This window comes from Bradyrhizobium sp. CCBAU 51627, from assembly GCF_028128765.1.
GTDB lineage: Bacteria > Pseudomonadota > Alphaproteobacteria > Rhizobiales > Xanthobacteraceae > Bradyrhizobium.
The window spans coordinates 1-21,982 of the sequence record NZ_LBJG01000071.1 but is presented as its reverse complement, the minus strand read 5'-3'; the positions used below and the strand labels follow the sequence as shown (position 1 = coordinate 21,982).

Below are 21,982 nucleotides of genomic sequence, written 5' to 3'. Positions count from 1 at the left end.
GGGCGACATCGCCACGCGCCTTGGCCGGTGGCCACCGGCCAAGGCGCTAAGTCGCTTCCATCGCACAAAATGGTCCCGTGCAGATACAAGGGGCACCTTCCACTGGGACGGTGAGAACGAGACTCGCGGAGAATCCCCTCACCCGGAATTCAAGCTGCGCTCGAATTCCAACCTCTCCCCGCGCGCGGGAAGAGGCGGAAGAACCTACTTCGCGACGAATCCGGCTTGTGTCATCAGCGACTTGTTGAGCGCATCATCCTCCTCGAGGAATTGCACCATGTCCTTGCCGGTGAGAAAGATCGGCTTCAAGGCCTGCTTTTCCATGTAGTCCTTGTACTCGACGGTCTGTGTCACCTTGTGGAACAGCTCGACATAAAACGCTTGCTGCTCCGGCGTGACCTTGCCGGGCAGGAACATCGCCCGCAGCATCAGATACTGGACGTCGACGCCGTCCTCCTTGCAGGTCGGGATGTCGGCCCAGGACTGCGTGTCCGTCACCTTGCTGGTGTAGGAGATGCGCTCCTTGTCGAACACGCAGAGCGGACGCACCTGGCCGGCGCGCCAGACCTCGAGGTTCTCGGACGGATTGTTGACATTGGATTCGGTGTGATTACCGACGAGCTGGGTCGCGGCCTCGCCACCGGACTTGTAGGGCAGATAGGAAAATTTCGCGCCGGTCTTCTGCTCAAGGAAGACGGTCAGCACGTGGTCCTCGCGCTTGGAGCCGGTGCCACCCATCTTGAACGGCGAGCTTGCTGCCTTTGCGGCCGCGACGAATTCCTTCACCGTCTTGGGGCCGGCGCTGTTGTCCCACAGCACGAACTGGTCAAGCGCGATCACCGAGACCGGGGTCAGCTCGCGCCAGTTGAACGGGATCTTGGCCGACAGGGGCAGCATGTAGATCAACGAATAGGCAATCAGCACCTTGTTGGGATCACCCTCGCTGGATTTCATGTACATCAGCGCTTCCGCGCCGGACGCACCGCCCTTGAGCGAGACCACCAGCGGCTGCTTCATCAGATTGTTCTTCTGAATCGCGGCCTGCATCATCCGCGCCATCTGGTCGGAGGCGCCCCCCGCGCCCGCCGCCACCACGATCTCGACGGGTTTTGTCGGCTCCCAACCGGCAAAGGCGGGCACGCTCAACAGCAAGGCCGCCGCAGCTCCGACGGCTTTCAATGGAATTCGCACGAGTTTCGTCCCCTGGTTATTATTGACTTTGTGATGCCGGGAATTCTATCGGTGCATTGTGCGGACTAAAGATCGCGAGTTCAAGCCGGCGAATATTCCACCATATATGACTTTCGGCTGACGAAGCGCGCGCTACCTGCCCTTCCAGTTCGGCGTGCGCTTATTGAGGAAGGCGTCCATGCCCTCGCGAAAATCCTCGCTCATATAGGCCTTGAGGATCAGGTCCTCGCCCTCTTCACGCGACAGCGTCCGGCGGATGCGGCGCACCGCCTCCTTGGTCGCCTCCAGCGTAAGCGGCGCGTGGCTGGCGACGAGCTTTGCAGTTTCGTCAGCGCGGCGCTGCAGCGTCTCGACATCGGGCACGATCTCGGTGAGCAGGCCAAGCGCGAGCGCTTCCTGTGCCTCGACCAGGCGCGCCCTGAAGATCAGATCCTTGGTGCGGGCAGGACCGACCAGCGCGACGACGCGGCTGATATTCGACATCGACAGGCAATTTCCTAGCGTGCGCGCGATCGGGAAACCCATGCGCGTCGTCTCGGTGCCGATGCGCAAGTCGCAGCAGGCGGCGATGCCGGCGCCGCCGCCGGTGCAAGCCCCCGCGATCGCCGCGATCACGGGCACGCGGCACTGCTCGAGCGTGCCGAGCACGCGGTCGATCCGCGCTTCGTAGTCGAGCGCGTCTTGCGCGGACTTGAAGGCGCGGAATTGGGAAATGTCGGTGCCCGACGCAAACGCCTTGTCGCCGGCGCCGGTGAGGATCAGCGCCTTGATCGAACGGTCGACGTTGATCTCCTGGCAGATCTCCGCCATGCGGTCATACATGGCGAAGGTCATGGCGTTGCGCGCCTGCGGGCGGTTGAAGGTGATCCGCGCGATGCCGTCCGTGACGGAGTAGAGAAGGTCTTCGTTAGCAGTCGATGCGTTCATCGCGCGCTCACTTCTTCAAGTTAGATAGTTCAGGCCACCTGCGTCATCGGCAGCGCATCGCGTCCCTTCAGGACGTCCATGGCCGCCAGCACGCCGCCGCTCCGATGCGGAATCTTTGCAAGATCCAGGCCCATCTCGACGCCGGCGAGCGTGCCCATCAGCATCAGATCGTTGAAATGGCCGATATGGCCGATGCGGAACACCTTGCCTTTGACCTTGTTGAGGCCGGTGCCGAGCGACATGTCGAAGTTCTCCAGCACCACCTTGCGGAAGGCGTCGGCATCAAAGCCGTCAGGCACGCGCACGCCTGTCAGCGCCGGCGAATGCGCGGCGGGATCGGCGCACTGCGTCTCCAGACCCCACACCTTCGCCGCCGCACGTGTCGCCGCGCTGTGGCGCTTGTGACGCGACCAGACGTTTTCGAGGCCTTCCTCCTCCAGCATCTTCACCGCTTCGCGGAGGCCGTAGAGTAGGTTGGTGGCGGGCGTGTAGGGGAAGGTGCCGAGCTTGTTGAAGTTGATCACTTCCTGCCAATCCCAATAGGAGCGCATGCCGGGATTGGCCTTGGCGGCGGCGAGCGCCTTCTCCGAGACCGCGTTGAAGCCGAGACCGGGCGGCAGCATCAGGCCCTTCTGTGAGCCCGCGACCGACACGTCGATGCCCCAGGCATCGTGCTCGTACTCCATCGAGCCGAGGCCGGAGATGGTGTCGACCATCAACAGCGCCGGATGCTTTGCGCGGTCGAGGATCTTGCGCACCTCCAGGGGCGGCGTGACGCAACCTGTCGAGGTCTCGTTGTGAACGACGCAGACCGCCTTGATCGCGTGCTGCTTGTCGGCGACCAGGCGCTTCTCGATCTCGGCGAGGTCGGCGCCATGGCGCCAGTCGCTCGGGATGAAGTCGACGTCGAGCTTGAACTTGTCGGCGATGCCGCGCCACAGCACGGCGAACTGCCCGGTCTCGCACATCAGGACCTTGTCGCCGGGGGCGAACACATTGACCATCGCCGCTTCCCAGGCGCCGGTGCCGGACGAGGGGAAGATGATCACGGGCTGCTTGGTGCGGAACACCCGCTGCATCGAGGCAAGGACCGCGAAACCAAGTTCGGCGAACTCCGGACCGCGATGGTCCAGCGTCGGCATGTCCATCGCCCGGAGCACCCGGTCGGGCACGTTGGTCGGTCCTGGAATCTGTAGGAAATGCCTTCCAGTATGCACGGTCATGGGCGTCCTTCCCGGTCTTGACGTCTATCTTGAAGTCGTCTGGCGGCCCGACCCGCGGGTCCGGCGAGCCGCTCGCATATCACTATTCGCCGGGCTTGTCCCTCGCCCGCGGGAGGCCGTCAATGCGCAAGAAGCAGGGCTCGCCTTGCCAAGGGCGGCGACCGTAGGCAAGAGGGGCTGGAAAACAGGCGAGAGCGGATCATGGCGGCGGAAGTGGCCGGAAAATCACGGGAATCGGTCCCAAAACACGGTCTTGCGGCGCGCCTGGCCCGCGAAATCACCGGCGACATCCTGTTCGACCGCTTCAGCCGCGGCCGTTACGCAACGGACGCCTCGTTCTACCAGATCATGCCTTCAGGCGTGGTCGTCCCCAGGACCATGGACGAGGCGCTCCTCACCCTGGCAATCGCCCGCGATGAGGGGGTTAAGGTCACCCCTCGCGGCGGCGGCACCTCGCAATGCGGCCAGACCGTCAATGACGGCCTCATGGTCGATCTCTCGAAACACCTCAACAAGATCCTGTCGCTAGACGTCGCGGGCCGCACCTGCGTGGTCGAGCCCGGCATCGTGCTCGACGACCTCAACCGCCAGCTGAGGAAGCACGGCCTCTGGTTCCCGGTCGATGTCTCCACCGCTTCGCGCGCCACCATCGGCGGCATGGCCGGCAACAATTCCTGCGGCGGCCGTTCGCTGCGCTACGGCACCATGCGCGACAACACGCTGTCGATGGAGGCAGCGCTCGCCGACGGCACGCTGAGCCGTTTTGGCGAGGTCTCGCGCGATCTCTCGGACAGCGACGCCGGCGAGACCATGCGTGCCCTCTTCCGCGACATGCTCGATCTCGGCGCTCGCGAGGCCGACGAGATCGCGGCGCGCTTCCCGAAGGTTCAGCGCCGCGTCGGCGGCTACAATCTCGATGCGCTCACCCCGCGCAATGCACGCAACAACATGGCGCATCTCCTGGTTGGCTCGGAAGGCACCCTCGCCTTCACCACCAAGGTCGAGCTGAAGCTCTGGCCTGTGATCCGCAACAAAGCGCTCGGCGTCTGCCATTTCGGCAGCTTCTACGAGGCGATGGATGCCGCCCAGCACCTGGTTAAGCTGAAGCCGATCGCCGTCGAGTTGGTCGACCGCACCATGATCGCGCTCGGCCGCGACATCGCGATGTTCCGCCCGATCATCTCCGCCGCGATCAAGGGCGATCCTGACGCCGTGCTGGTGGTCGAGTTCGCCGAAGAAGACCAGGCCTATAATCTGAAGCTCCTCAAGCAACTCACCGAGCTGATGGGCGATCTCGGCTTCGGCTGGACCAACGACACGCGCAAATGGGGCGGCGTGGTCGAGATCACCGAACCGGCGCTGCAGAGCGGTATCGCCGATTTCCGGGCCGCCGGCCTCAACGTCATGATGTCGATGAAGCAGGAGGGCAAGCCGGTCTCCTTCGTCGAGGACTGCGCCGTGCCGCTGCCGCATCTCGCCGACTACACCGCCCGGCTGAACGAGGTGTTCGCAAAGCACGGCACCAGCGGCACGATGTATGCGCACGCCTCGGAGGGCTGCTTGCATGTGCGCCCCGTGCTGAACCTGAAGCTGGAGAAGGACGTCAAGGCGATGCGCGCCATCGCCGAGGAAGCCTTCGCGCTGGTGCGCGAATACAAGGGCTCGCATTCCGGCGAGCATGGCGACGGCCTGGTGCGCTCGGAATTCCACGAGGTCATGTTTGGCGAGCGCCTCGTCGCCGACTTCCGCGAGGTCAAGCACCGCTTCGATCCCGAAGGCTTGCTCAATCCCGGCAAGATCGTCGACGCGCCCAGGATGGACGACCGCTCTCTGTTCCGCTTCACGCCGGACTATCGCGTTGGCGAGCTGAAGACCAAGTTCGACTGGTCGACCTATCCCGGTGCCGGCGGCGGTTTCCAGGGCGCGGTCGAGATGTGCAACAACAACGGCGCCTGCCGCAAGCTCGAGGGCGGCGTGATGTGCCCGTCCTACCGCGCCACGCGCAACGAGAAGGACGTCACGCGAGGGCGCGCCAACACGCTGCGGCTCGCGATATCAGGCCAGCTCGGTCCTGATGCGCTGTCGTCCGACGAGATGATGGAGACGCTCAAACTCTGCGTCTCCTGCAAGGCCTGCCGCCACGAGTGCCCGACCGGCGTCGACATGGCCAAGATGAAGATCGAGGTGCTGGCCGCGCGTGCCGCCACCCATGGCCTGACCTTACGCGATCGGTTGGTCGGCTATCTCCCGCGTTACGCCGGCCTCGCCTCGCGCTTCGCACCAATCGCAAATCTGCGCAACCACAGCCCTCTGCTGCGAAAGCTGTTCGAGTGCTTCGCTGGCATCAGCGCGCGTCGGGCGCTACCCGCCTTTCGCAACGACGTCTTTGTGCCGCCGGCAGAGGTTGTCGGTCCGGCGGCCGGCCGCGAGGTCGTGCTGTTCGCCGACACCTTTAATCGCATCTATGAACGAGAAAACCTCGACGCCGCCCTGCGCGTGCTGACGGCCGGCGGCTATCGCGTGCACATGCCAAAGCCTCCGAGCGGCAGCCGCCCGCTCTGCTGCGGCCGCACCTTCCTGTCGGCCGGACTCGTCGATGAAGCCCGGGCCGAGCTCGACCGTCTGGTGCCGGCATTGGCGCCGTTTGCCGCGCGCGGCGTACCCATCGTCGGCCTCGAGCCAAGCTGCCTGCTGACGTTGCGCGACGAGCTCGCTTCGCTGCGCAAGGACAACGACGCCAAGGCCGTCGGTGCGCATGCCCACACTTTCGAGGAATTTCTCGTTCGCGAGGCCGAGGCCGGCCGGCTGCAACTTCCGCTCGGCAGCGTCGCCGACAGGGCGATCGTGCACGGCCATTGCCACCAAAAATCCTTCGGTGCTTTCAAACCGGTCGAGCAGGTGCTGCGGCTCGTCCCCGGGCTGAAAGTCGAGACCATCGAGTCCAGCTGCTGCGGCATGGCCGGCGCGTTCGGCTATGCCGCAGACTCCTACGATGCCTCGATCGAGATGGCCGAGCTGTCACTGCTGCCGGCGGTGCGGCGCGCCGACCGGAATGCGCTGGTCGTCGCCGACGGCACCTCCTGCCGGCACCAGATCCACGACGGCGCCCAGCGCGAGGCGCTTCACGTCGCCCGCGTGCTGGCGATGAGCCTCGATAGCGCCAACACCCAATCCACAACCAACCCAATCGCAAAGGAACCCAGCCATGGCTGATCTCACACTCGACACCGCCCGAAAAATCCTCGACGCGGCCTTTGCCAAATCCACCGAGCTGAAGCTGAAGCCGCTGGTCGTCACCATCCTGGACGCGCGCGGCGTGCTCAAGATCGCCGCAGCTCAGGACGGCACCAGCCTGATGCGCGCCGAGATCGCCCATGGTAAGGCCTATGGCGCGCTCGCGATGGGTATGGGCTCGCGCGCGCTGTATCAGCGAGCGCAGGAGCAGGCCTATTTCATCGACGCCGTGAACACGATTGCGAAGGGCGCGCTGGTACCGGTCCCCGGCGGCGTGCTGATCATGGACGGCACGACACTCCTCGGCGCCGTCGGCGTCTCCGGCGACACCTCGGACAATGACGAGGCCTGCGCGGTGGCCGGCATCCAGGCGGCCGGGCTGAAAGCCAACGCAGGCTAGCCTTTTCCATGCCACGCCCAGCAGGATATTGGAGATCGTACCGCTGCCAAGCGTGAGTCCTTGACAGCGATCGCCTGTTCACGCGCCCACCAACGATCGATACCTCACTTCAGCGTCACCGCATAGGGCGCTCGTGAGCTCTCTGGACCAGCGTGCCCGGCGGTCTTAGCCCATCGGTTTTAGCTGCAACACATGCCGCCGATGCAACGCGCAATTGCACTGACGGGGTGAGCCGTCTGGTCGCGCTGCAGCATTTGATTTGACATGCTTTGCGCTCACTTTCGCCTTCACACAATCGTGCGCTGCATTGGCGTTCTAAAGAATATTGTTCTCAAACTCAGAAGGGAAAAACCGATTGCGCGTATTCGCCACCTGACAGCCACACAAGTGCGGACCAATGTGCGGTTGCTCGGCGAGAGGGCGCGTGAGCCTGGCACGAAGATCGAGCGGACGCTCCATCTGCGCGCAGCTGGTCGCACGCCGCTAGCAATCAGCCCGACACCATCCGCTTCACCCAGGCGGCGTGCCGCTGGTAGGCAATGACATATGCCGCATCGACCGCGTACCCGACAACGACCGCCAGGAAGCAGACAAAGTACGCTTCTCCCCAGGCCAGCCAAATGTTCGACCAGGAAATAGTGAGAACGACAACAGCAAAAACGATCTTTCTCATGGTGTAGCCTTCAACACAGATCGGTCGCGTCGGTCAACTGCAACCATGCGAGCCCGTATGGCGGGACCCACCCGGCTGGCACCGCCCGCAGTCGGCCAAAGCCTGGGGCTGATGCATGCAATCGTGCCACCCTGGCGTTCCGTGGCCGTAGTAGCGAGCGCATTCGCGATCCCAGTTGCCGCAGAGGTCCGGGCGCGCCTCACGCACATGTCCGCCGCCACCGTAGTAGCCCTCGTCAGACTGCCGACGACCATAACCGCCACTGGCCAGCCAGCGCAGCCATGCAATTCAGAACGTATGCTAGCCTGACAACCTTCCTCATGCCAGCCTCCCAGTCATCGTAGAAATTATCGTACCTGCAAATTCTCGATCAGCTCGCGCACGAGCTCATCGAGCTTAGCGAGCGCGATAGAAGGGTGAGCGAACTCGACGTCATCCACATCCCAATACTTCACTCTAGACGCTACAGTGGGAAACCGGCTTTCGACCAGTGGGCGGTGCTCGGCCTCTTTGACGGCAATTACTATCTTGGCGACATCGAAATCCGCCAAGGAGCAAGGCAGAGGATTTCGTGCTGCACCTTCTGGCCGGATACCCTTCTGTCGTAGCCGATCGAGCGCAACTACTGACATCGGGCCTACATTGTCGGGAGAGCCTCGCTCGGCAGCCCCTCGCGAAAACGCATACCATGAAAGACCTTTGGTCTTCGCAAGATGGTTGAATAGTTCCTCCGCATACCGACTGCGGTAATAATTGCCGGTGCATAAAAAGAGAATTGCATTTGGCGGCATCTCCTTCTCGCTGTTGCTTGTCGAAATCGAAGGCGAACCTCGCAAGAATGCCTTCAGGGCAATCCGGGTCATCGCCGTCATCTCTGAGCGAAACTTAGCCAGCTCCAATGGATGAACGACGATGAGCTTGCCTTCGGTAACAACGAGGTTCGCGCTGGGAACGTTGCGGGCAACAAAAACTTCACCTCGGACATGATTAGCAATATTCTCGGGGTCAGCGCCATGCAAACTCACGAAAAACTCAAAATCGTCCGCAGATCCCGCGTAACCGATCTCCTCTGCAACTTCCCTCATGATGCATTCAAGGGGACTTTCAGCCGGCTCTCGACGTCCGCCAAACAGCGCGATTTTACCAGGATGCACTATTCCCGGCCCATTGTCCCGAAGCTGAAGCAACAATCTTCCTGCCGAGTCCACGAGGATCGCCGCGGCAAAATCTCGAATTTCCTGCTTCAAAGGAGGCTGGTCTCCTATCAGGTTGCCGATCTAGATAGGCTACCGCTTGTGCTGTGACACACGATTATAGCGATGCTCCGGCGAAAGAAAACCTGCCAGCTAGCGAGCTGACGAGGTCCCAATGCTCCTGCGTACCGCTGTACTCGTCACGGATCCACGAGAGCTTGATCACGAAGCAACACTGATTGATTTTTCCGGCCGCCGCCTTACTCGTTAGGTGCATGTCACCAGCCGTCGCAGGTTGCGTCCGGCGGTGTTTCACGTCACCTCGAGCGCGCCTTGATCGCTATTTCAAATCGGCCTTCACTATCGGCGCGTCGTCAGATCGGCCCGTCCAATTGAAGCGTGGCACACGGCCCCGAGGTCCGCGTTGTGACCCGCGCGCGTACACGGACGATAATTTGCGGCACGCGACAAGGCTGAGCTTTGATGCAACCCCGCCCACGCTTATCCGAAGTCGTCACAAAGAACGATCCGCAGCGCGAACACTGTGGCTGGGCCATGCAGTGCCCTAAGTGTCTTGTCCCCGGCCGCGACCACATTCGCGCTTCCAATTGGCGCGCAAAGGAGACACCGTCGGGCGCCACCCTCACCTCCCCGTCCAGAGCGGCTTGCGCTTCTCGCCGAATGCCCTCAAACCCTCCTTGGCGTCCTCTGTCATCGCCAGCAATGCGATCTGGCTTTCGGTGTAGGCGATGCTCTCGTCGAAAGACATCGAGGCGATGGCGCGCATGGCGTATTTGCCGCGGCGGATCGCGGTCGGAGATTTGTCGACGATGCGACCGATAAGCCAGTCGATCTTGACGTCGAGCTCGGCCGCCGGCACAACGTAGTTGAGCAGGCCCGCTGCCTGCGCGGCCTTGGCGTCGAACGGCTCGCCTGTGAGTGCCCATTCGTTGACGAGGCGTCGTGGTGCGATCTCCTGCAACAGACTCAGCACCTGCATCGGAAACACACCGACCTTCACTTCCGGCAGCCCGAAGATGACGTGATCCGCCGCAACCGCCATGTCGGTCATGCACAAGAGGCCCATGCCACCGGCCATGCAGACCCCGCCGACGCGTGCGATCGAGGGCTTGGTCGCGTTCTGCGACAAGCGCAGCAGATCGGCATAATCGACATTCGGCCTGGAATGATCCATTGCGAAAGCTGCGCCGGAGTTCTGCAAATCTGCACCGGCGCAGAATGCCTTGTCGCCGGCGCCGGTCAGCACGATGACGCGAACGTCCCCGTCGTCATGCGCATCGCGGTAGCCGTGTGTGATGCCGGCGATCACCTCGCCATTCAGCGCGTTGCGCTTGTCCGGCCGGTTGATGGTGATCCAGAACGCCTGCCCGCGCTTCTCGGTGATGACGGCTGTGGTGTCGGTCATTTGGCTCAATCCTTGCTTCCGATTTGCAGCCATTTGCGGCAGCTCGGGCGCGGGGTGCAAGGGCAATCTGTCAGGAAGCGCCGCATTAGCGCCTCGACGCAAAATTGCGGAGCATCAAGCGTGGCTCAAGCCACGGCCGCTTTCCTGATCCAGACCCTGTTATCGTGGAACGCCGCCCCGCCGATTGGAGCGATGGTGTCGGCGCCGGTCAGCATGTTGATGCCGCGGCCGCCGATATGATTCTTGTTCGGATGCACGGACTCCGCGATCAGCACGCCACGCCGCACGCCGTCGAACAGCGCGGCAACCAGCGTGGTCTCGCCCCTGGTATTTCCGAGCGTCACCGCGTCGCCGTCGGCAATGTCGAGCGCAGCCGCATCGAGCGGATGGATCATCACGCTCGCTCCGCCCTCGCGCGCCTGCGAAGACGGGGTCTCGTTGAACGTGGTGTTGAGGAAGCTGCGCGACGGGCTGGTCGCGAGCCGGAACGGATGGACCTGGTCGGTGTGCTCGATCACGGCCCAATGGTCCGGCAGACCAGGCATCTTGTCGAAATCGCCCATGGTCTGGCCGAACGGCGGATGTGCCCAGTCCGCCCTGAAGTGGAATTTCTTGTCGGGGTGAGCGAATCCATCGAGATAATGCGAGGTTCGGAAGTCCGGCTGCAGATCGCGCCAGATGTCGGCTTCGAGGCCGGCGATGTCGCCGTGATCGCTGAGCCTCAAGGTCGTGTCGATCAATTCGCGCGGCGTCATCTCGAAGCCCGGATGCTTTGCACCAAGCCGCGGCGCCAGCGCCTGCAGCACCTCGTGGTTGGAGCGGCATTCGCCGGGCGGGTCGATCAGCTTGGGGCCGACCGAGATGTGCTGGTGGCCTCCACCGTAATAGAGATCGTCATGCTCCATGAACATCGTCGCGGGCAAGACGATGTCGGCCATCAGCGCCGTCTCGGTCATGAACTGCTCGTGCACCGCGACGAACAGATCCTCGCGCGCAAAACCCTGGCGGACCAGCGCCTGCTCCGGCGCCACCGTCATCGGGTTCGTGTTCTGGATCAGCATCGCCTTGACCGGGCCCTTGCCCAGCAGGGCTTCGGCATCGCCGGTGAGGATGCGGCCCACCTGCGACTGGTCGAGCGCGCGGACCGTCTTGTCGAGCGCATCATGACCTTCGATGACGGATTCGTTGAAATGCCACAGCGCGTAATTGTTGAAGAAAGCGCCGCCGCCTTCGTATTGCCAAGCGCCGGTCACCGCGGGAATGCAGTTCGCCGCATGCATCTGCATCGCACCATTGCGCGAACGCGTGAAGCCGTAGCCGAGACGAAAGAACGTCCGCTTGGTCTCGCCGACCGCCTTGGCAAAGGCCTCGATCTCGGCCACCGGCACGCCGCAGATCGCGGACGCCCATTCGGGCGTGCGGGTCCGCAGATGCGCCTCGAGTTCGTCGGGGCAGTCGGTGTACTTGTCCATGTAAGCGCGGTCGGCATAACCGTCGCGGAACAGCACGTGCATCACGCCGCAGGCAAACGCGCCGTCGGTGCCGGGCCGCAGCAGGATCTTGATATCAGCCTGCTTCATGGTCTCGTTGTCGTAGATGTCGACGGCTGCGATTCTCGCGCCGCGCTCCTTGCGGGCCCGCGCTGCGTGTGTCATCACGTTGACCTGCGTGTTGACAGGGTTGGTGCCCCAGATCACCACGAGATCGGACAGCGCCATTTCGCGCGGATCCACGCCGGCGATCTTGCCGGTGCCGATCGCGAAGCCGATCCGCCCGACATTGGCGCAGATGGTCTGATAGAAGCGCGAATATTTCTTCACATGGGTGAGCCGGTTGAGGCCATCGCGCATCACCACGCCCATCGTGCCGGCGTAATAATACGGCCAGATCGACTCCGCGCCGAATTCGCGCTCGGCCTGGTTGAAGCGATCGGCGATCTCATCCAGCGCCTCGTCCCAGCTGATCCGCGCAAATTGCCCGGAGCCCTTCGGCCCCATCCGGCGCAGCGGATAGATCACCCGCTCAGGGTGATGGATACGCTCGGCGTAGCGAGCAACCTTGGCGCAAACCACGCCAGCCGTATAGGTCTGCTTCTTCGAGCCGCGCACGCGGCCGATGCTGCGGCCTTCGACCACCTCGACGTCAAGTGCGCAGGCCGACGGGCAATCATGCGGACAGGTGGAGTGGCGGATCTCGATTTTGGCGCGCTGATTCATGGCCGATCTCGTAACACCAATATACCTGTGAGCCGAGGGCATTTATCCGGCAATGCCCATGCAAAATGCTCACACCCCACGCGCCGCCAGTTCCTCCCGCGACCGCGAATTGCCCCGCCGTCACACCGAAAACGGCCCGATATTCCTGCCAAAATCGATTTTGTAGGGCGTCGACAGCCCGCGCCCGCTGCCGCTACAGTGCCATGAAACAAAAGCGAGCTCAGGGAGGTGGGTGTGACGGCCCGACGATTGATGCTGGCGCTGGCCGCCGGCCTGCTCACCGCATTCCCCGCAAGCTCGTCCCTGGCGCAAGAATATCCTGCGCATGCGGTCCGCATCGTCGTGCCGTTCGGCGCCGGCGGACCAGCCGACGTCGCGGCCCGGCTGATCGGCCAAGCGCTCCAGGAGCGGTTTGGCCAGCCCTTCGTGGTCGAAAACCGCACCGGCGCGGGCGGCGTCATCGGCACGGTCGAGGCGGCGAAATCGCCGGCCGACGGTTACACGCTCCTGATGATGTCCAACACACAGACCGCGAATGAATCGCTGCTGACGCTGGAGCAGCGCAAATACGATTTGATGCGCGACCTCGCACCGATCGCCCCGGTGAACTATTCCGATCTCGTCATCGTGGTGAACCCGCAAGTCCAGGCGAAGACGCTTGCCGAGTTCATCGCGCTCGCCAAGGCGCAGCCGGGGAAATTGAACTACGCCTCCTCGGGCCAAGGCACGCCATACCACATGGCCGGCGAGCTGTTCAAAGCGATGGCTGGCATCGACGTGGTCCATGTCCCCTACCGCAACAGCGGCGAAGCGCGCAGCGGCGTGATCGGCGGTCAGGTGCAGATGATGATCGACGCGGTGCCGGCCATGGCGCCGAACATCGGAGAGAATCAGGTCCGCGCGCTCGCGACCACCGGCAAGCAGCGCTCGACCGTGCTGCCGAACGTGCCGACCGCCGGCGAGGCTGGTGTCGCAGGCTATGAGGCGACGATCTGGCTCGGCTTGATGGCCCCAACAGGCACGCCAAAGCCTGTCATCGACAAGCTCAATTCAGCCGTGAACGCGATGGTGAAGCGGCCTGACATCGTCAAGCTCTGGACCGAGCAGGGTGCCGTGCCCATGTCGATGACATCAGAGGAATTCGACAAATTCCTGCGCGGCGACATCGCGAAATGGGCCGATGTCGTCAAGAAGTTCAATAAGTCCTGAGGCCGTTCCGCTTATGCGCACCATTCAGTTCCAGCTCAACGGCACGCCGACTGCTGTCGATACCGATCCGGATCGGACGCTGCTCGATGTGCTGCGCGGCCGGCTCGGAATCACCAGTCCACATTTCGGCTGTGGCGCTGGCGAATGCGGGGCCTGTCACGTGATGGTCGACGGCCGCGCAATGGCCTCGTGCGACCTGCCGATATGGTCGGTGGTGGACAAGGACGTCGTCACGCTCGAGGGCATCGGCACCGCCGAACAGCCACATCCGCTGCAACGCGCCTTCATCTCCGAACAGGCGATGCAGTGCGGCTATTGCCTGTCGGGAATCCTGATCAGCGCGGCGGCATTGCTCAAGCGCAATCCATCGCCGACGGAGGCGGAGGTCAGGGCGGCGCTCGATCGCAATCTGTGCCGTTGCGGATCGCATAACCGCATGGTCCGCGCGGTGCTGCGGGCGGCCGCGGAGATGGCAAGGTGATGAGTGCGGTGTCCCCTATCCCGAAACTGCCGCCCAGCCTGGTAGCCAATCCATGCCTGTCGTCCTGGGTGAGGTTCACCGGCGCGGGCCGCGTGGCGATCTCGCCCGGCAAGGTCGAGATCGGCCAGGGTATCGTCACGGCACTGGCGCAGATCGCGGCGGACGAGCTCGACGTCGAGATCGGCCGCATCGAGATGATCCGCGCCTCGACAGCCGCGAGCCCGAACGAAGGCGTCACCTCCGGCAGCCTGTCGATCCAGCAATCCGGCCGCGCACTACGCCAAGTGTGCGCCGAGGTGCGCCAGCGCTTCCTCGCAGTAGCATCGGAACGTCTCGGCGTCGATGCCGCGTTGCTCGGTGTCGAGGACGGCATGATCTCGGGCCCCGGGAATGTCAGAACCAGCTATTGGGAGCTCGCCGACGAAGTCTCCCTCGACCGCGATGCAACCGCGGGCGCTGTTCCGAAGCCTGCTGCTGCGCGTAGCCTCGCTGGACACGCGGTGCAACGCGTCGACATTCCCGACAAGGTGTTCGCGCGGCCGCGCTTCATCCACGATCATACCCTACCGGGCCTGGTGCACGGACGGGTGCTGCGGCCGGAAATCTCCGGCGCGAAGTTGCTCACGCTCGACGAAGCAGCCGCGCGCGCCGTTTCCGGGCTCATCTCGGTCGTCCGCGATGGCGGCTTTGCCGGCGTGGTCGCCGACAGCGAGGGCACGGCCGAAGCTGCACTCAAAGCCTTGCGCAAGGGCACGACTTGGGCGGCTGGCGAGCCACTCCCGGATGAAAACGATCTGGCTGGCTTCCTGAGAAGCCAGCCAGCCGAGACGACCGTCATCGACACCAAAGCAGCGGCAACGACAAAAGCCACCCGCACGCTCCGCAGGCAATATACCCGGCCCTATATCGCGCATGGCTCGATCGCGCCGTCCTGTGCGATGGCGCAATGGGATGGCAACCGTGTACATGTCTGGACCCACAGCCAGGGCGTCTATCTGCTCCGTGCCGACCTTGCGATCGTGCTCAAGCTGCCGGCCGAAAATATCGTTGTCGAGCACATGGAAGGCGCGGGCTGCTACGGGCACAATGCGGCCGATGACGTCGCACTCGACGCCGTGCTGCTGGCGAAGGCCGCCGACGGCCGCCCAGTGCGAGTGCAGTGGTCGCGCTACGACGAAATGTGCCACGCACCGTTTGGTGCGGCGATGGCGATCGAAATTGAGGCCGATCTCGATGCCGACAATGAGATCGTCGGCTGGCGTCACGCGATCTGGAGCAACGGCCACGCCGCGCGGCCAGGGCGCGCGACCCAACCTGCGCTGCTGGCGGCAAGCGAGATCGCCAATCCCTATCCGCGCATGATCTCGACGAATCCGCCAGCGGCCAATGGCGGCGGCGGTGACCGCAACTCGGTCCCGCTCTACGACTTCCCGGCCTGGACAATCACCAGCCACCGCTTGCTGACCATGCCGGTCCGCACCTCGGCGGTGCGGACTCTCGGCGCGCAGGGCAACGTATTCGCCATTGAATCCTTGCTCGACGAGATCGCCGCGTCGCGCGAGGAAGACCCGATTGCATTCCGCTTGAGGCATCTCCGCGACGCGCGAGCGAAGCATGTTATCCGCGCCGCCGCGCAACGCGCCGGCTGGATGCCCGCGAGGCAATCCGGCATCGGACACGGCGTCGGCTTTGCCCGCTACAAGAACACGGGCGCCTATTGCGCCGCGATCGCCGAGGTCGAAGGCACTGATGACATCCGCGTCAGGCGTCTGACGCTTGCTATCGACGTCGGCGAGGCCATCAATCCGGACGGCGTTATCAATCAGATCGAGGGCGGCGCGATCCAGGCGACGAGCTGGGTGCTGAAGGAGCGGGTCCGCTTCGACCGGAGCCACATCACTTCGACCTCCTGGACCGACTATCCGATCCTGACCTTCAGCGAGGTGCCGGCGGTGGAAGTCGAGATCATGCAGCGGCCGGAGATCGAGCCGGTCGGCGCCGGCGAAGCCGCGCACGGACCGGTCACCGCGGCCATCGCGAATGCAGTCCATGATTGCCTCGGCGTGTACGTACGCGACCTGCCGATCACGCGGGACAAGATCATCGCAGCCATGGAGCTTGCATCGTGACGACAGTAAACATTTTAGGCGGTGGCGCGGCGCATGGTCTGGTGCGCGGCCTTATCGATGCCTTCAAGACGCAGACCGGATACGGCATCGACGGCGAATTCGGCGCGGTCGGCGTAATGGCCGACAAGCTGCGCGCGGACACGCCGGCCGATGTCGTGATCCTGACACAGGCCCTCCTTGCAAAGCTCGCCGCGGAAAAGCTGGTCGTCCCCTCCTCGATCGTGGATGTCGGGCGGGTGGAAACCGCCCTCGCCGTCCGCAGCCGTGATCCGAGGGTAATCGTGAAGACCGAAGCTGATCTCCGCGACGTGCTACGGTCCGCGGACGCCGTCTACGTGCCTGATACCAAGGCCTCGACCGCAGGCCAGCACGTCGCGAAAGTGCTGGATCGGCTCGGGATCGCCTATGAGGTCGCCTCGCGCCTCAAGATATTTCCGAATGGCGCAACGGCGATGCGTGAGCTGGCGGCGTCCACCGCGACACGGCCGATCGGATGCACACAGGCGACCGAAATCATCGCGACCGACGGCATCGTCCTGTCGGGGCCACTGCCGCCCCCATGCGAACTGGTGACGATGTACACGGCCGGAATCGCCACGCAGTCGGCGCATCCGAGGGAAGCCGCCGCGCTGATCGCATTGCTGACCGGCGCAGCCCACAGAGAGCTACGCCAGCGCACGGGCTTTGCCAGCTAGATGCGAACTTACTTGTGCAGTTGGGTCAGGCCGGTCGGCGGACCGTCGACCCCGGTCCAGCCGCCGTCCACAAACAACGTGCTGCCGCTGACATAGCTTGCGGCATCCGAGGCGAGATAAGCCACCGCGGTGGCGACCTCGTCGGCATTGCTCCAGCGGTTGAACACGGTGTGACCGGCGTAGAGATTGTAGATGTCGGGCCGCTGCTTGAACGGGCTGGTCAGCGCGGTCTCCACGATGCTCGGCGCAATCGCGTTGACGCGTACGCCGGCATGACCGACCTCGGAGGCAAAGCCCTTCACCAGGAGACCGATCGCCGCCTTGGTCGAACCGTAGATGCCCAGGCCCGGCTCGATGGTCACCGCGCGCACCGAGGAACAGGCGATGATGCTGCCGCGCTTCTGCTCGACCATGATGCGCCCAAACGCCTGGAAGAACCAGACCGTGCCTTTGACATTGAGGCTCAGGACGCGGTCGAGATCCTCCTCAGTGTAGTCGAGAATGGTCTTGCGGATGTTGAGCCCGGGCGTCGTCACGGCAATATCGAGTCGCGGAAACTTCTGCATCACGATTTTGGCGAGCGCATTGACGTCGGCAGCGCTCGCGGCATCGCAGGCGACCGCTTCCGCCCAGCCGCCCCTATCGCGGATGCCCGCGGCCGTCGTCTCGGCCGCATCAAGCGCGCGATCGGCGCAGACGACGCGAGCACCGAGCCCGGCCAGCGCTTCGGCCGACGATTTGCCTATGCCCGACGCGGCACCGAGCACCACGGCAGTCTTGCCGGTGAGATCGAAGAGCTTGCGATAGTCAGTCACGGTCACATCCTTCTTATGTTGCAGCCACGTCGCGCATTGCGAGCCAACCGGTCGGGACACGAGAGGTTCGGGCACAACATTCGCACACCCGCCAGCCGACCCATCAATCCAAAATCAGCATCGATTGATGCTCGTTTCAACTTGGACTCCTTGCTCCGCGCGCCCTTAGGAAGGCCAACGGGGAAATAGATTCAGGGAGGGACGCTTGAGCGCGAGACACCGCAGTGCAGGAGCTGTCCTCCTCCTAATCTCCTAGTTGATCTTCCCGTAGCTCGCCTCGTATACTAATATATCAATTTGTAGAGCACGCATGTCCGCCCGATCGACGAAGGACACTGAAGCCTCTTCCGCTTCAGCCATGACCGGCACTCGCCGTGCCAAGCCACCGCAACGAGCGACGGCCTCGTCGCGCATCTATAGCGAGCTGCGCAGCGAGCTGGTCTCGATGCGACGCCGGCCCGGTGAGGTGATCTCCGAGGCAGAGATCGCGCTAAGCTATGGCGTCAGCCGAACGCCGGTACGCGAGGCGGTCCTCAAACTGTCGGATGAGGGCCTGCTCGACGTTTTCCCGCAATCGGGCATTTTCGTTTCCCGCATCCCACTCGCCGCCCTGCCCGAGGCCATCATCATCCGCAAGGCGCTGGAAGAGACTACGGCGCGGCTTGCGGCCGAACGCGCGACCGCGAGCCAGATCCTGCAATTGCGATCGATCGTGGAACGCCAGCGCGAGGCGGATGAGGCCGGCGACCGTGTTGCCTTTCATCAAGCGGACGAGCTGTTCCACGCCACCATCGCCGATGTCGCCAGACATCCCGGAATCTGGAGGCTGATCCTGCAGGTAAAGGTGCATGTCGATCGCTATCGTCAACTGACGCTGCCGGTCACCGGGCGCATGACGCAGGTGATCGCCGAGCATGAGCCGATCCTCGCGGCGATCGAGGCGCACGATCCGCAACGCGCGGGGATTGCGATGGAGCAGCATCTCGATCGTTTGCTCCGCGACATCTCGGAGACGCAACATACCAATCCGGAGTTTTTCGCCAGCACGGAATGACCGGATCTCCGGTCAATAACGACACACACCGAAAGAACTAATGAGGGAGGACCACCATGCTACGCCGTGATTTCATCAAATTGAGCGCCGGACTGGGAGCTGCCACGCTTGCTCCGATCTCGTCGGGCCGCGCCCAGACCAAGGCCGTATTCAAGGCTGCCGACGTGCAGCCGGTCGGCTACCCGACGGTCGCCGCCGTCGAGAGCATGGGCAAGAAGCTCGCCGAGGCGACGCAGGGGCGTCTCTCGATCCAGACCTATCCTTCCGCCCAGCTCGGCGCCGAAAAAGAGACGATCGAGCAAACCCAGATCGGCGCGATCCAGATGCTGCGCGTCAGCGCCGGCGCGGTCGGCCCGATCGTCGACGAAATCAACGTCGTCAACATGCCGTTCCTGTTCAAGAACGTGGCACAATCCTGGAAGATGATGGATGGCGAGGTCGGCCAAGAGCTGCTCGAGAAGATCACTGCAAGCCCGAATGCCAACCTGGTTGGTCTGTGCTGGATGGATTCCGGTGCGCGCAGCTTCTACAACACCAAGCATCCGATCAAGTCGATCGCCGACGTTCATGGCCTGAAGCTTCGCGTGATCGGCAACCCGATCTTCATTGACATGGTCAATGCGCTCGGCGGCAACGGCATCGCTATGGGCTATGATCAGGTGTTCTCCTCGCTCCAGACCGGTGTGATCGACGGCGCCGAGAACAACCCGCCGAGCTACGTGTTCAGCAACCACTACACCGCGGCGAAATACTACTCGCTGACGGAGCACCTGATCATTCCCGAGATCCTTTGCTTCTCCAAGCGGTCGTGGACCGCGCTGTCGGCCGACGACCAGGCGCTGGTCAAGAAGTTCGCGCGCGAAGCTCAGCTCGAGGAACGCGAGCTCTGGAAGAAATACGAAACGACGGCGATGGAGAAGGCCAAGGCGGCCGGCTGCGAGATCGTGGAGATCGCCGACAAGAAGCCATTCCAGGATGCGGTCAAGCCGGTTTGGGACAAGTATGGCCCGAAATACCAGGCCATGATCAAGCGCATCCAGGCGCTCTGAGACTCAAACAAGAGCCAAAGCGCGATGATGACTCACCGCGCTTTGGCCTCGCCAATCTAAACAACTGACAGAGCAGGAAACGCGGATGGCCGCACTGTTTCGCCGAGCGATGGACTTTATCTACCTGTCGTGCGTGATCGTCGGCTGCACCGCGCTGGTCGCGATCTCCGCAGTGATCCCGTGGGCGGTGTTCACGCGCTATGTGCTCAACAGTGCGGCTTCCTGGCCGGAGCCGACGGCGGTGTTGCTGACGATCGTGTTGACCTTCATTGGCGCCGCCGCTGGATACCGGCTGAACCTGCATATGAACGTAGCTTATTTCGCCAGGAAACTGCCTCCGCCCCTGCAACGGGCAACCGACATCCTGGTGCAGCTGCTGATGGCGCTGATCGCGCTGTTCATGGTGATCTGGGGCGAGCGCCTGGTTGAAGTCACTTGGTACAATACCATCCCCGACTTCCCCTCACTGTCGGTAGGCGTCACCTATCTGCCAATCCCGATCGGTGGAGTCTGCCTCCTGCTCTTTGTGATCGAGCGAATCTTCCTCGGCGTGCCGCCCGACCCGATCGGCAAGCATTCCGAAACCGCCCCCTTCGAGTGAGCCGGGAGTTATCGCAATGGACATCTTTATCCTCCTCGGCACGATGATCGTGTGCTTCCTGATTGGCATGCCGATCGCCTATTCGCTGGCGATGGCGGCGATCGCCGGCGCGCTATCGGTCGGCATCCCCCTGGAAGCCTTGATGCTGAAGATATCGGACGGCGTCAGCAAGGTTGCGATGCTGACGATCCCCTTCTTCGTGCTCGCCGGCGCCATCATGGCCGAAGGCGGCATGGCGCGGCGGCTCGTCGCCTTTGCCGACGTGCTGGTCGGCTTGACCCGGCTGCGCGGCGGACTCTCGATCGTCAACGTGCTCGCGACGACGTTTCTCAGCGGCATCTCCGGCTCGGCAGTGGCCGACACCTCAGCGATCGGCTCGGTCATGATCCCCCAAATGGAGCAGAACGGCTATCCCCGCGTGTTCGCCACCAACCTCACGATCTCCTCGTCGGTGCAGGCGCTCCTGGTGCCGCCGAGCCACAACGCCGTGCTGTATTCGCTCGCGACCGGCGGCACCATCTCGATCAGCGCGTTGTTCATGGCCGGCGTTTTCCCGGGACTGTTGATCGGATTCTCGCTGATCATCCTGTGCCTGGTGATCGCCTATCGCGAAGGGCATCCGCAAGGCCGCACCGTGCCGGCCAAGGATGCGATCAAGATCACGATCGATGCGGCCTGGGGCCTGATCACGCTCGTCATCATCCTCGGCGGCATTCTGGGCGGCATCTTCACCGCGATCGAAGCCGGCGCGGTCGCCTGCATCTGGGCGTTCTTCGTCACTATGTTCATCTACCGGGACTATAAATGGCGCGATCTGCCGGTGCTGCTGCACCGGACCTTGCGAACGGTCGCGATGGTGATGACGCTGATCGCCTGCGCTTCCGCCGTCGGTTACATCATGGCGCTGACGCAGATGCCGGCGAAGATGACGGCGTTCTTCCTCTCGATCTCGAGCAACAAATACGTCATCCTGCTACTGCTTAACGTCCTATTGCTGCTGCTCGGGACGCTGCTCGACATGGCGCCTTCGATCCTGATCGCCACGCCAATCCTCCTGCCGGTGATGCAGAATTTCGGCGTCGATCCGGTGCATTTCGGCATGATCATGCTGCTCAACCTTGGCATCGGTCTGTGCCATCCGCCGGTTGGTGCGATCCTGTTCGTCGGCTGCGCGGTGGGCAAGGTCTCGCTCGAAGAGGTCATGCGCAAGATCTGGCCGTTTTACGGCGTCATGCTGTTCGTGCTGATGCTCGTTACTTTCCTGCCGGAGATCTCGCTCTGGCTGCCGCGTCACATCCTGCACTGAAGCAGCTCTTCGCGGTAAAGACCGAGCGCGCATCGGCGACCTGAACGGGCGCGGGCACCATCATCGACGACTAAAGCGTGATGGCATTAGGTCCGATAGCCTGAATTTTTGAGGTAGTTGGCGCATTCCTCGGAGGTGAAGGCGTCGAGTGCATGGCCGA

Annotated in this window: 18 protein-coding genes; 10 read left to right on the top strand and 8 right to left on the bottom strand. The window is 63.2% G+C overall.

Features of this window, described 5'->3' with window-relative positions; all coding sequences use genetic code 11:
- Positions 1–204: 204 nt before the first annotated feature.
- The 3 genes from XH88_RS26305 to XH88_RS26295 all read right to left on the bottom strand — a co-directional run bounded on the left by XH88_RS26305 (position 205) and on the right by XH88_RS26295 (position 3,341).
- Positions 205–1,185: a Bug family tripartite tricarboxylate transporter substrate binding protein gene (locus XH88_RS26305; protein WP_442868474.1), complete on the bottom strand. Its 981-nt coding sequence runs from the start codon at positions 1,183–1,185 to the stop codon at positions 205–207.
- Between the two features lie 138 nt (positions 1,186–1,323).
- A complete protein-coding gene (locus tag XH88_RS26300) occupies positions 1,324–2,118 on the bottom strand; it encodes an enoyl-CoA hydratase/isomerase family protein (protein ID WP_271671147.1) in 795 nt (264 codons plus the stop codon).
- Between the two features lie 29 nt (positions 2,119–2,147).
- A complete protein-coding gene (locus XH88_RS26295) occupies positions 2,148–3,341 on the bottom strand; it encodes a pyridoxal-phosphate-dependent aminotransferase family protein (RefSeq protein ID WP_271671146.1) in 1,194 nt (397 codons plus the stop codon).
- A 201-nt stretch (positions 3,342–3,542) separates the two neighbouring features.
- Between XH88_RS26295 and XH88_RS26290 the strand changes: the two genes are divergently transcribed.
- Positions 3,543–6,554 (top strand): FAD-binding and (Fe-S)-binding domain-containing protein, encoded by a 3,012-nt coding sequence (locus XH88_RS26290; RefSeq protein WP_271671145.1) that lies wholly within the window; start codon positions 3,543–3,545, stop codon positions 6,552–6,554.
- On the top strand, positions 6,547–6,975 hold the full coding sequence (locus XH88_RS26285; protein ID WP_027531975.1) for a GlcG/HbpS family heme-binding protein: 429 nt from the start codon (positions 6,547–6,549) through the stop codon (positions 6,973–6,975). The genes XH88_RS26290 and XH88_RS26285 overlap by 8 nt, the downstream gene beginning before the upstream one ends.
- A 490-nt stretch (positions 6,976–7,465) precedes the next feature.
- On the opposite strand, the gene XH88_RS26280 is transcribed toward XH88_RS26285, so the two are convergent.
- The 4 genes from XH88_RS26280 to XH88_RS26265 form a co-directional block, all read right to left on the bottom strand.
- Positions 7,466–7,648, bottom strand: coding sequence for a hypothetical protein (locus XH88_RS26280; RefSeq protein WP_271671144.1), 183 nt, complete (start codon positions 7,646–7,648; stop codon positions 7,466–7,468).
- A gap of 347 nt (positions 7,649–7,995) precedes the next feature.
- Positions 7,996–8,895, bottom strand: a complete 900-nt coding sequence (locus tag XH88_RS26275) for an NUDIX domain-containing protein (protein ID WP_271671143.1) — start codon at positions 8,893–8,895, stop codon at positions 7,996–7,998.
- Between the two features lie 589 nt (positions 8,896–9,484).
- Positions 9,485–10,267 carry an enoyl-CoA hydratase/isomerase family protein gene (locus tag XH88_RS26270; RefSeq protein WP_271671142.1) on the bottom strand — a complete coding sequence of 261 codons (783 nt, stop codon included), beginning with the start codon at positions 10,265–10,267 and terminating at the stop codon, positions 9,485–9,487.
- A gap of 125 nt (positions 10,268–10,392) precedes the next feature.
- On the bottom strand, positions 10,393–12,483 hold the full coding sequence (locus XH88_RS26265; RefSeq protein ID WP_271671141.1) for a molybdopterin oxidoreductase family protein: 2,091 nt from the start codon (positions 12,481–12,483) through the stop codon (positions 10,393–10,395).
- 252 nt (positions 12,484–12,735) lie between these two features.
- Here XH88_RS26265 and XH88_RS26260 point away from each other — a divergent pair, with 252 nt between their 5' ends.
- Genes XH88_RS26260 through XH88_RS26245 form a run of 4 tightly spaced genes read left to right on the top strand, consistent with a single transcriptional unit; the run spans position 12,736 to position 16,997 of the window.
- Complete coding sequence (locus XH88_RS26260) at positions 12,736–13,692, top strand: tripartite tricarboxylate transporter substrate binding protein (RefSeq protein ID WP_271671149.1); 957 nt, start codon at positions 12,736–12,738, stop codon at positions 13,690–13,692.
- A 13-nt stretch (positions 13,693–13,705) separates the two neighbouring features.
- A complete protein-coding gene (locus tag XH88_RS26255; RefSeq protein WP_271671140.1) occupies positions 13,706–14,173 on the top strand; it encodes a (2Fe-2S)-binding protein in 468 nt (155 codons plus the stop codon).
- The gene (locus XH88_RS26250) at positions 14,173–16,302 is read left to right on the top strand and encodes a xanthine dehydrogenase family protein molybdopterin-binding subunit (protein WP_271671139.1); all 2,130 of its coding nucleotides are present in this window, start codon (positions 14,173–14,175) and stop codon (positions 16,300–16,302) included. The genes XH88_RS26255 and XH88_RS26250 overlap by 1 nt, the downstream gene beginning before the upstream one ends.
- Positions 16,299–16,997, top strand: a complete 699-nt coding sequence (locus tag XH88_RS26245; RefSeq protein ID WP_271671138.1) for a molybdate ABC transporter substrate-binding protein — start codon at positions 16,299–16,301, stop codon at positions 16,995–16,997. The genes XH88_RS26250 and XH88_RS26245 overlap by 4 nt, the downstream gene beginning before the upstream one ends.
- An 8-nt stretch (positions 16,998–17,005) precedes the next feature.
- Here XH88_RS26245 and XH88_RS26240 read toward each other — a convergent pair whose 3' ends face one another.
- Positions 17,006–17,812: an SDR family NAD(P)-dependent oxidoreductase gene (locus XH88_RS26240; protein ID WP_271671137.1), complete on the bottom strand. Its 807-nt coding sequence runs from the start codon at positions 17,810–17,812 to the stop codon at positions 17,006–17,008.
- A gap of 358 nt (positions 17,813–18,170) precedes the next feature.
- On the opposite strand from XH88_RS26240, the gene XH88_RS26235 reads away from it, so the two are divergent.
- The 4 genes from XH88_RS26235 (at position 18,171) to XH88_RS26220 (ending at position 21,822) form a co-directional block, all read left to right on the top strand.
- Positions 18,171–18,866: a GntR family transcriptional regulator gene (locus XH88_RS26235; protein ID WP_333909267.1), complete on the top strand. Its 696-nt coding sequence runs from the start codon at positions 18,171–18,173 to the stop codon at positions 18,864–18,866.
- A 56-nt stretch (positions 18,867–18,922) separates the two neighbouring features.
- Positions 18,923–19,915, top strand: coding sequence for a TRAP transporter substrate-binding protein (gene dctP, locus XH88_RS26230; protein ID WP_271671135.1), 993 nt, complete (start codon positions 18,923–18,925; stop codon positions 19,913–19,915).
- A gap of 85 nt (positions 19,916–20,000) precedes the next feature.
- A complete protein-coding gene (locus XH88_RS26225; RefSeq protein ID WP_271671134.1) occupies positions 20,001–20,516 on the top strand; it encodes a TRAP transporter small permease in 516 nt (171 codons plus the stop codon).
- 16 nt (positions 20,517–20,532) lie between these two features.
- Entirely contained in the window at positions 20,533–21,822 is a 1,290-nt protein-coding gene (locus XH88_RS26220; RefSeq protein ID WP_271671133.1) for a TRAP transporter large permease, read from the top strand.
- The last annotated feature ends 160 nt before the right edge of the window (positions 21,823–21,982 follow it).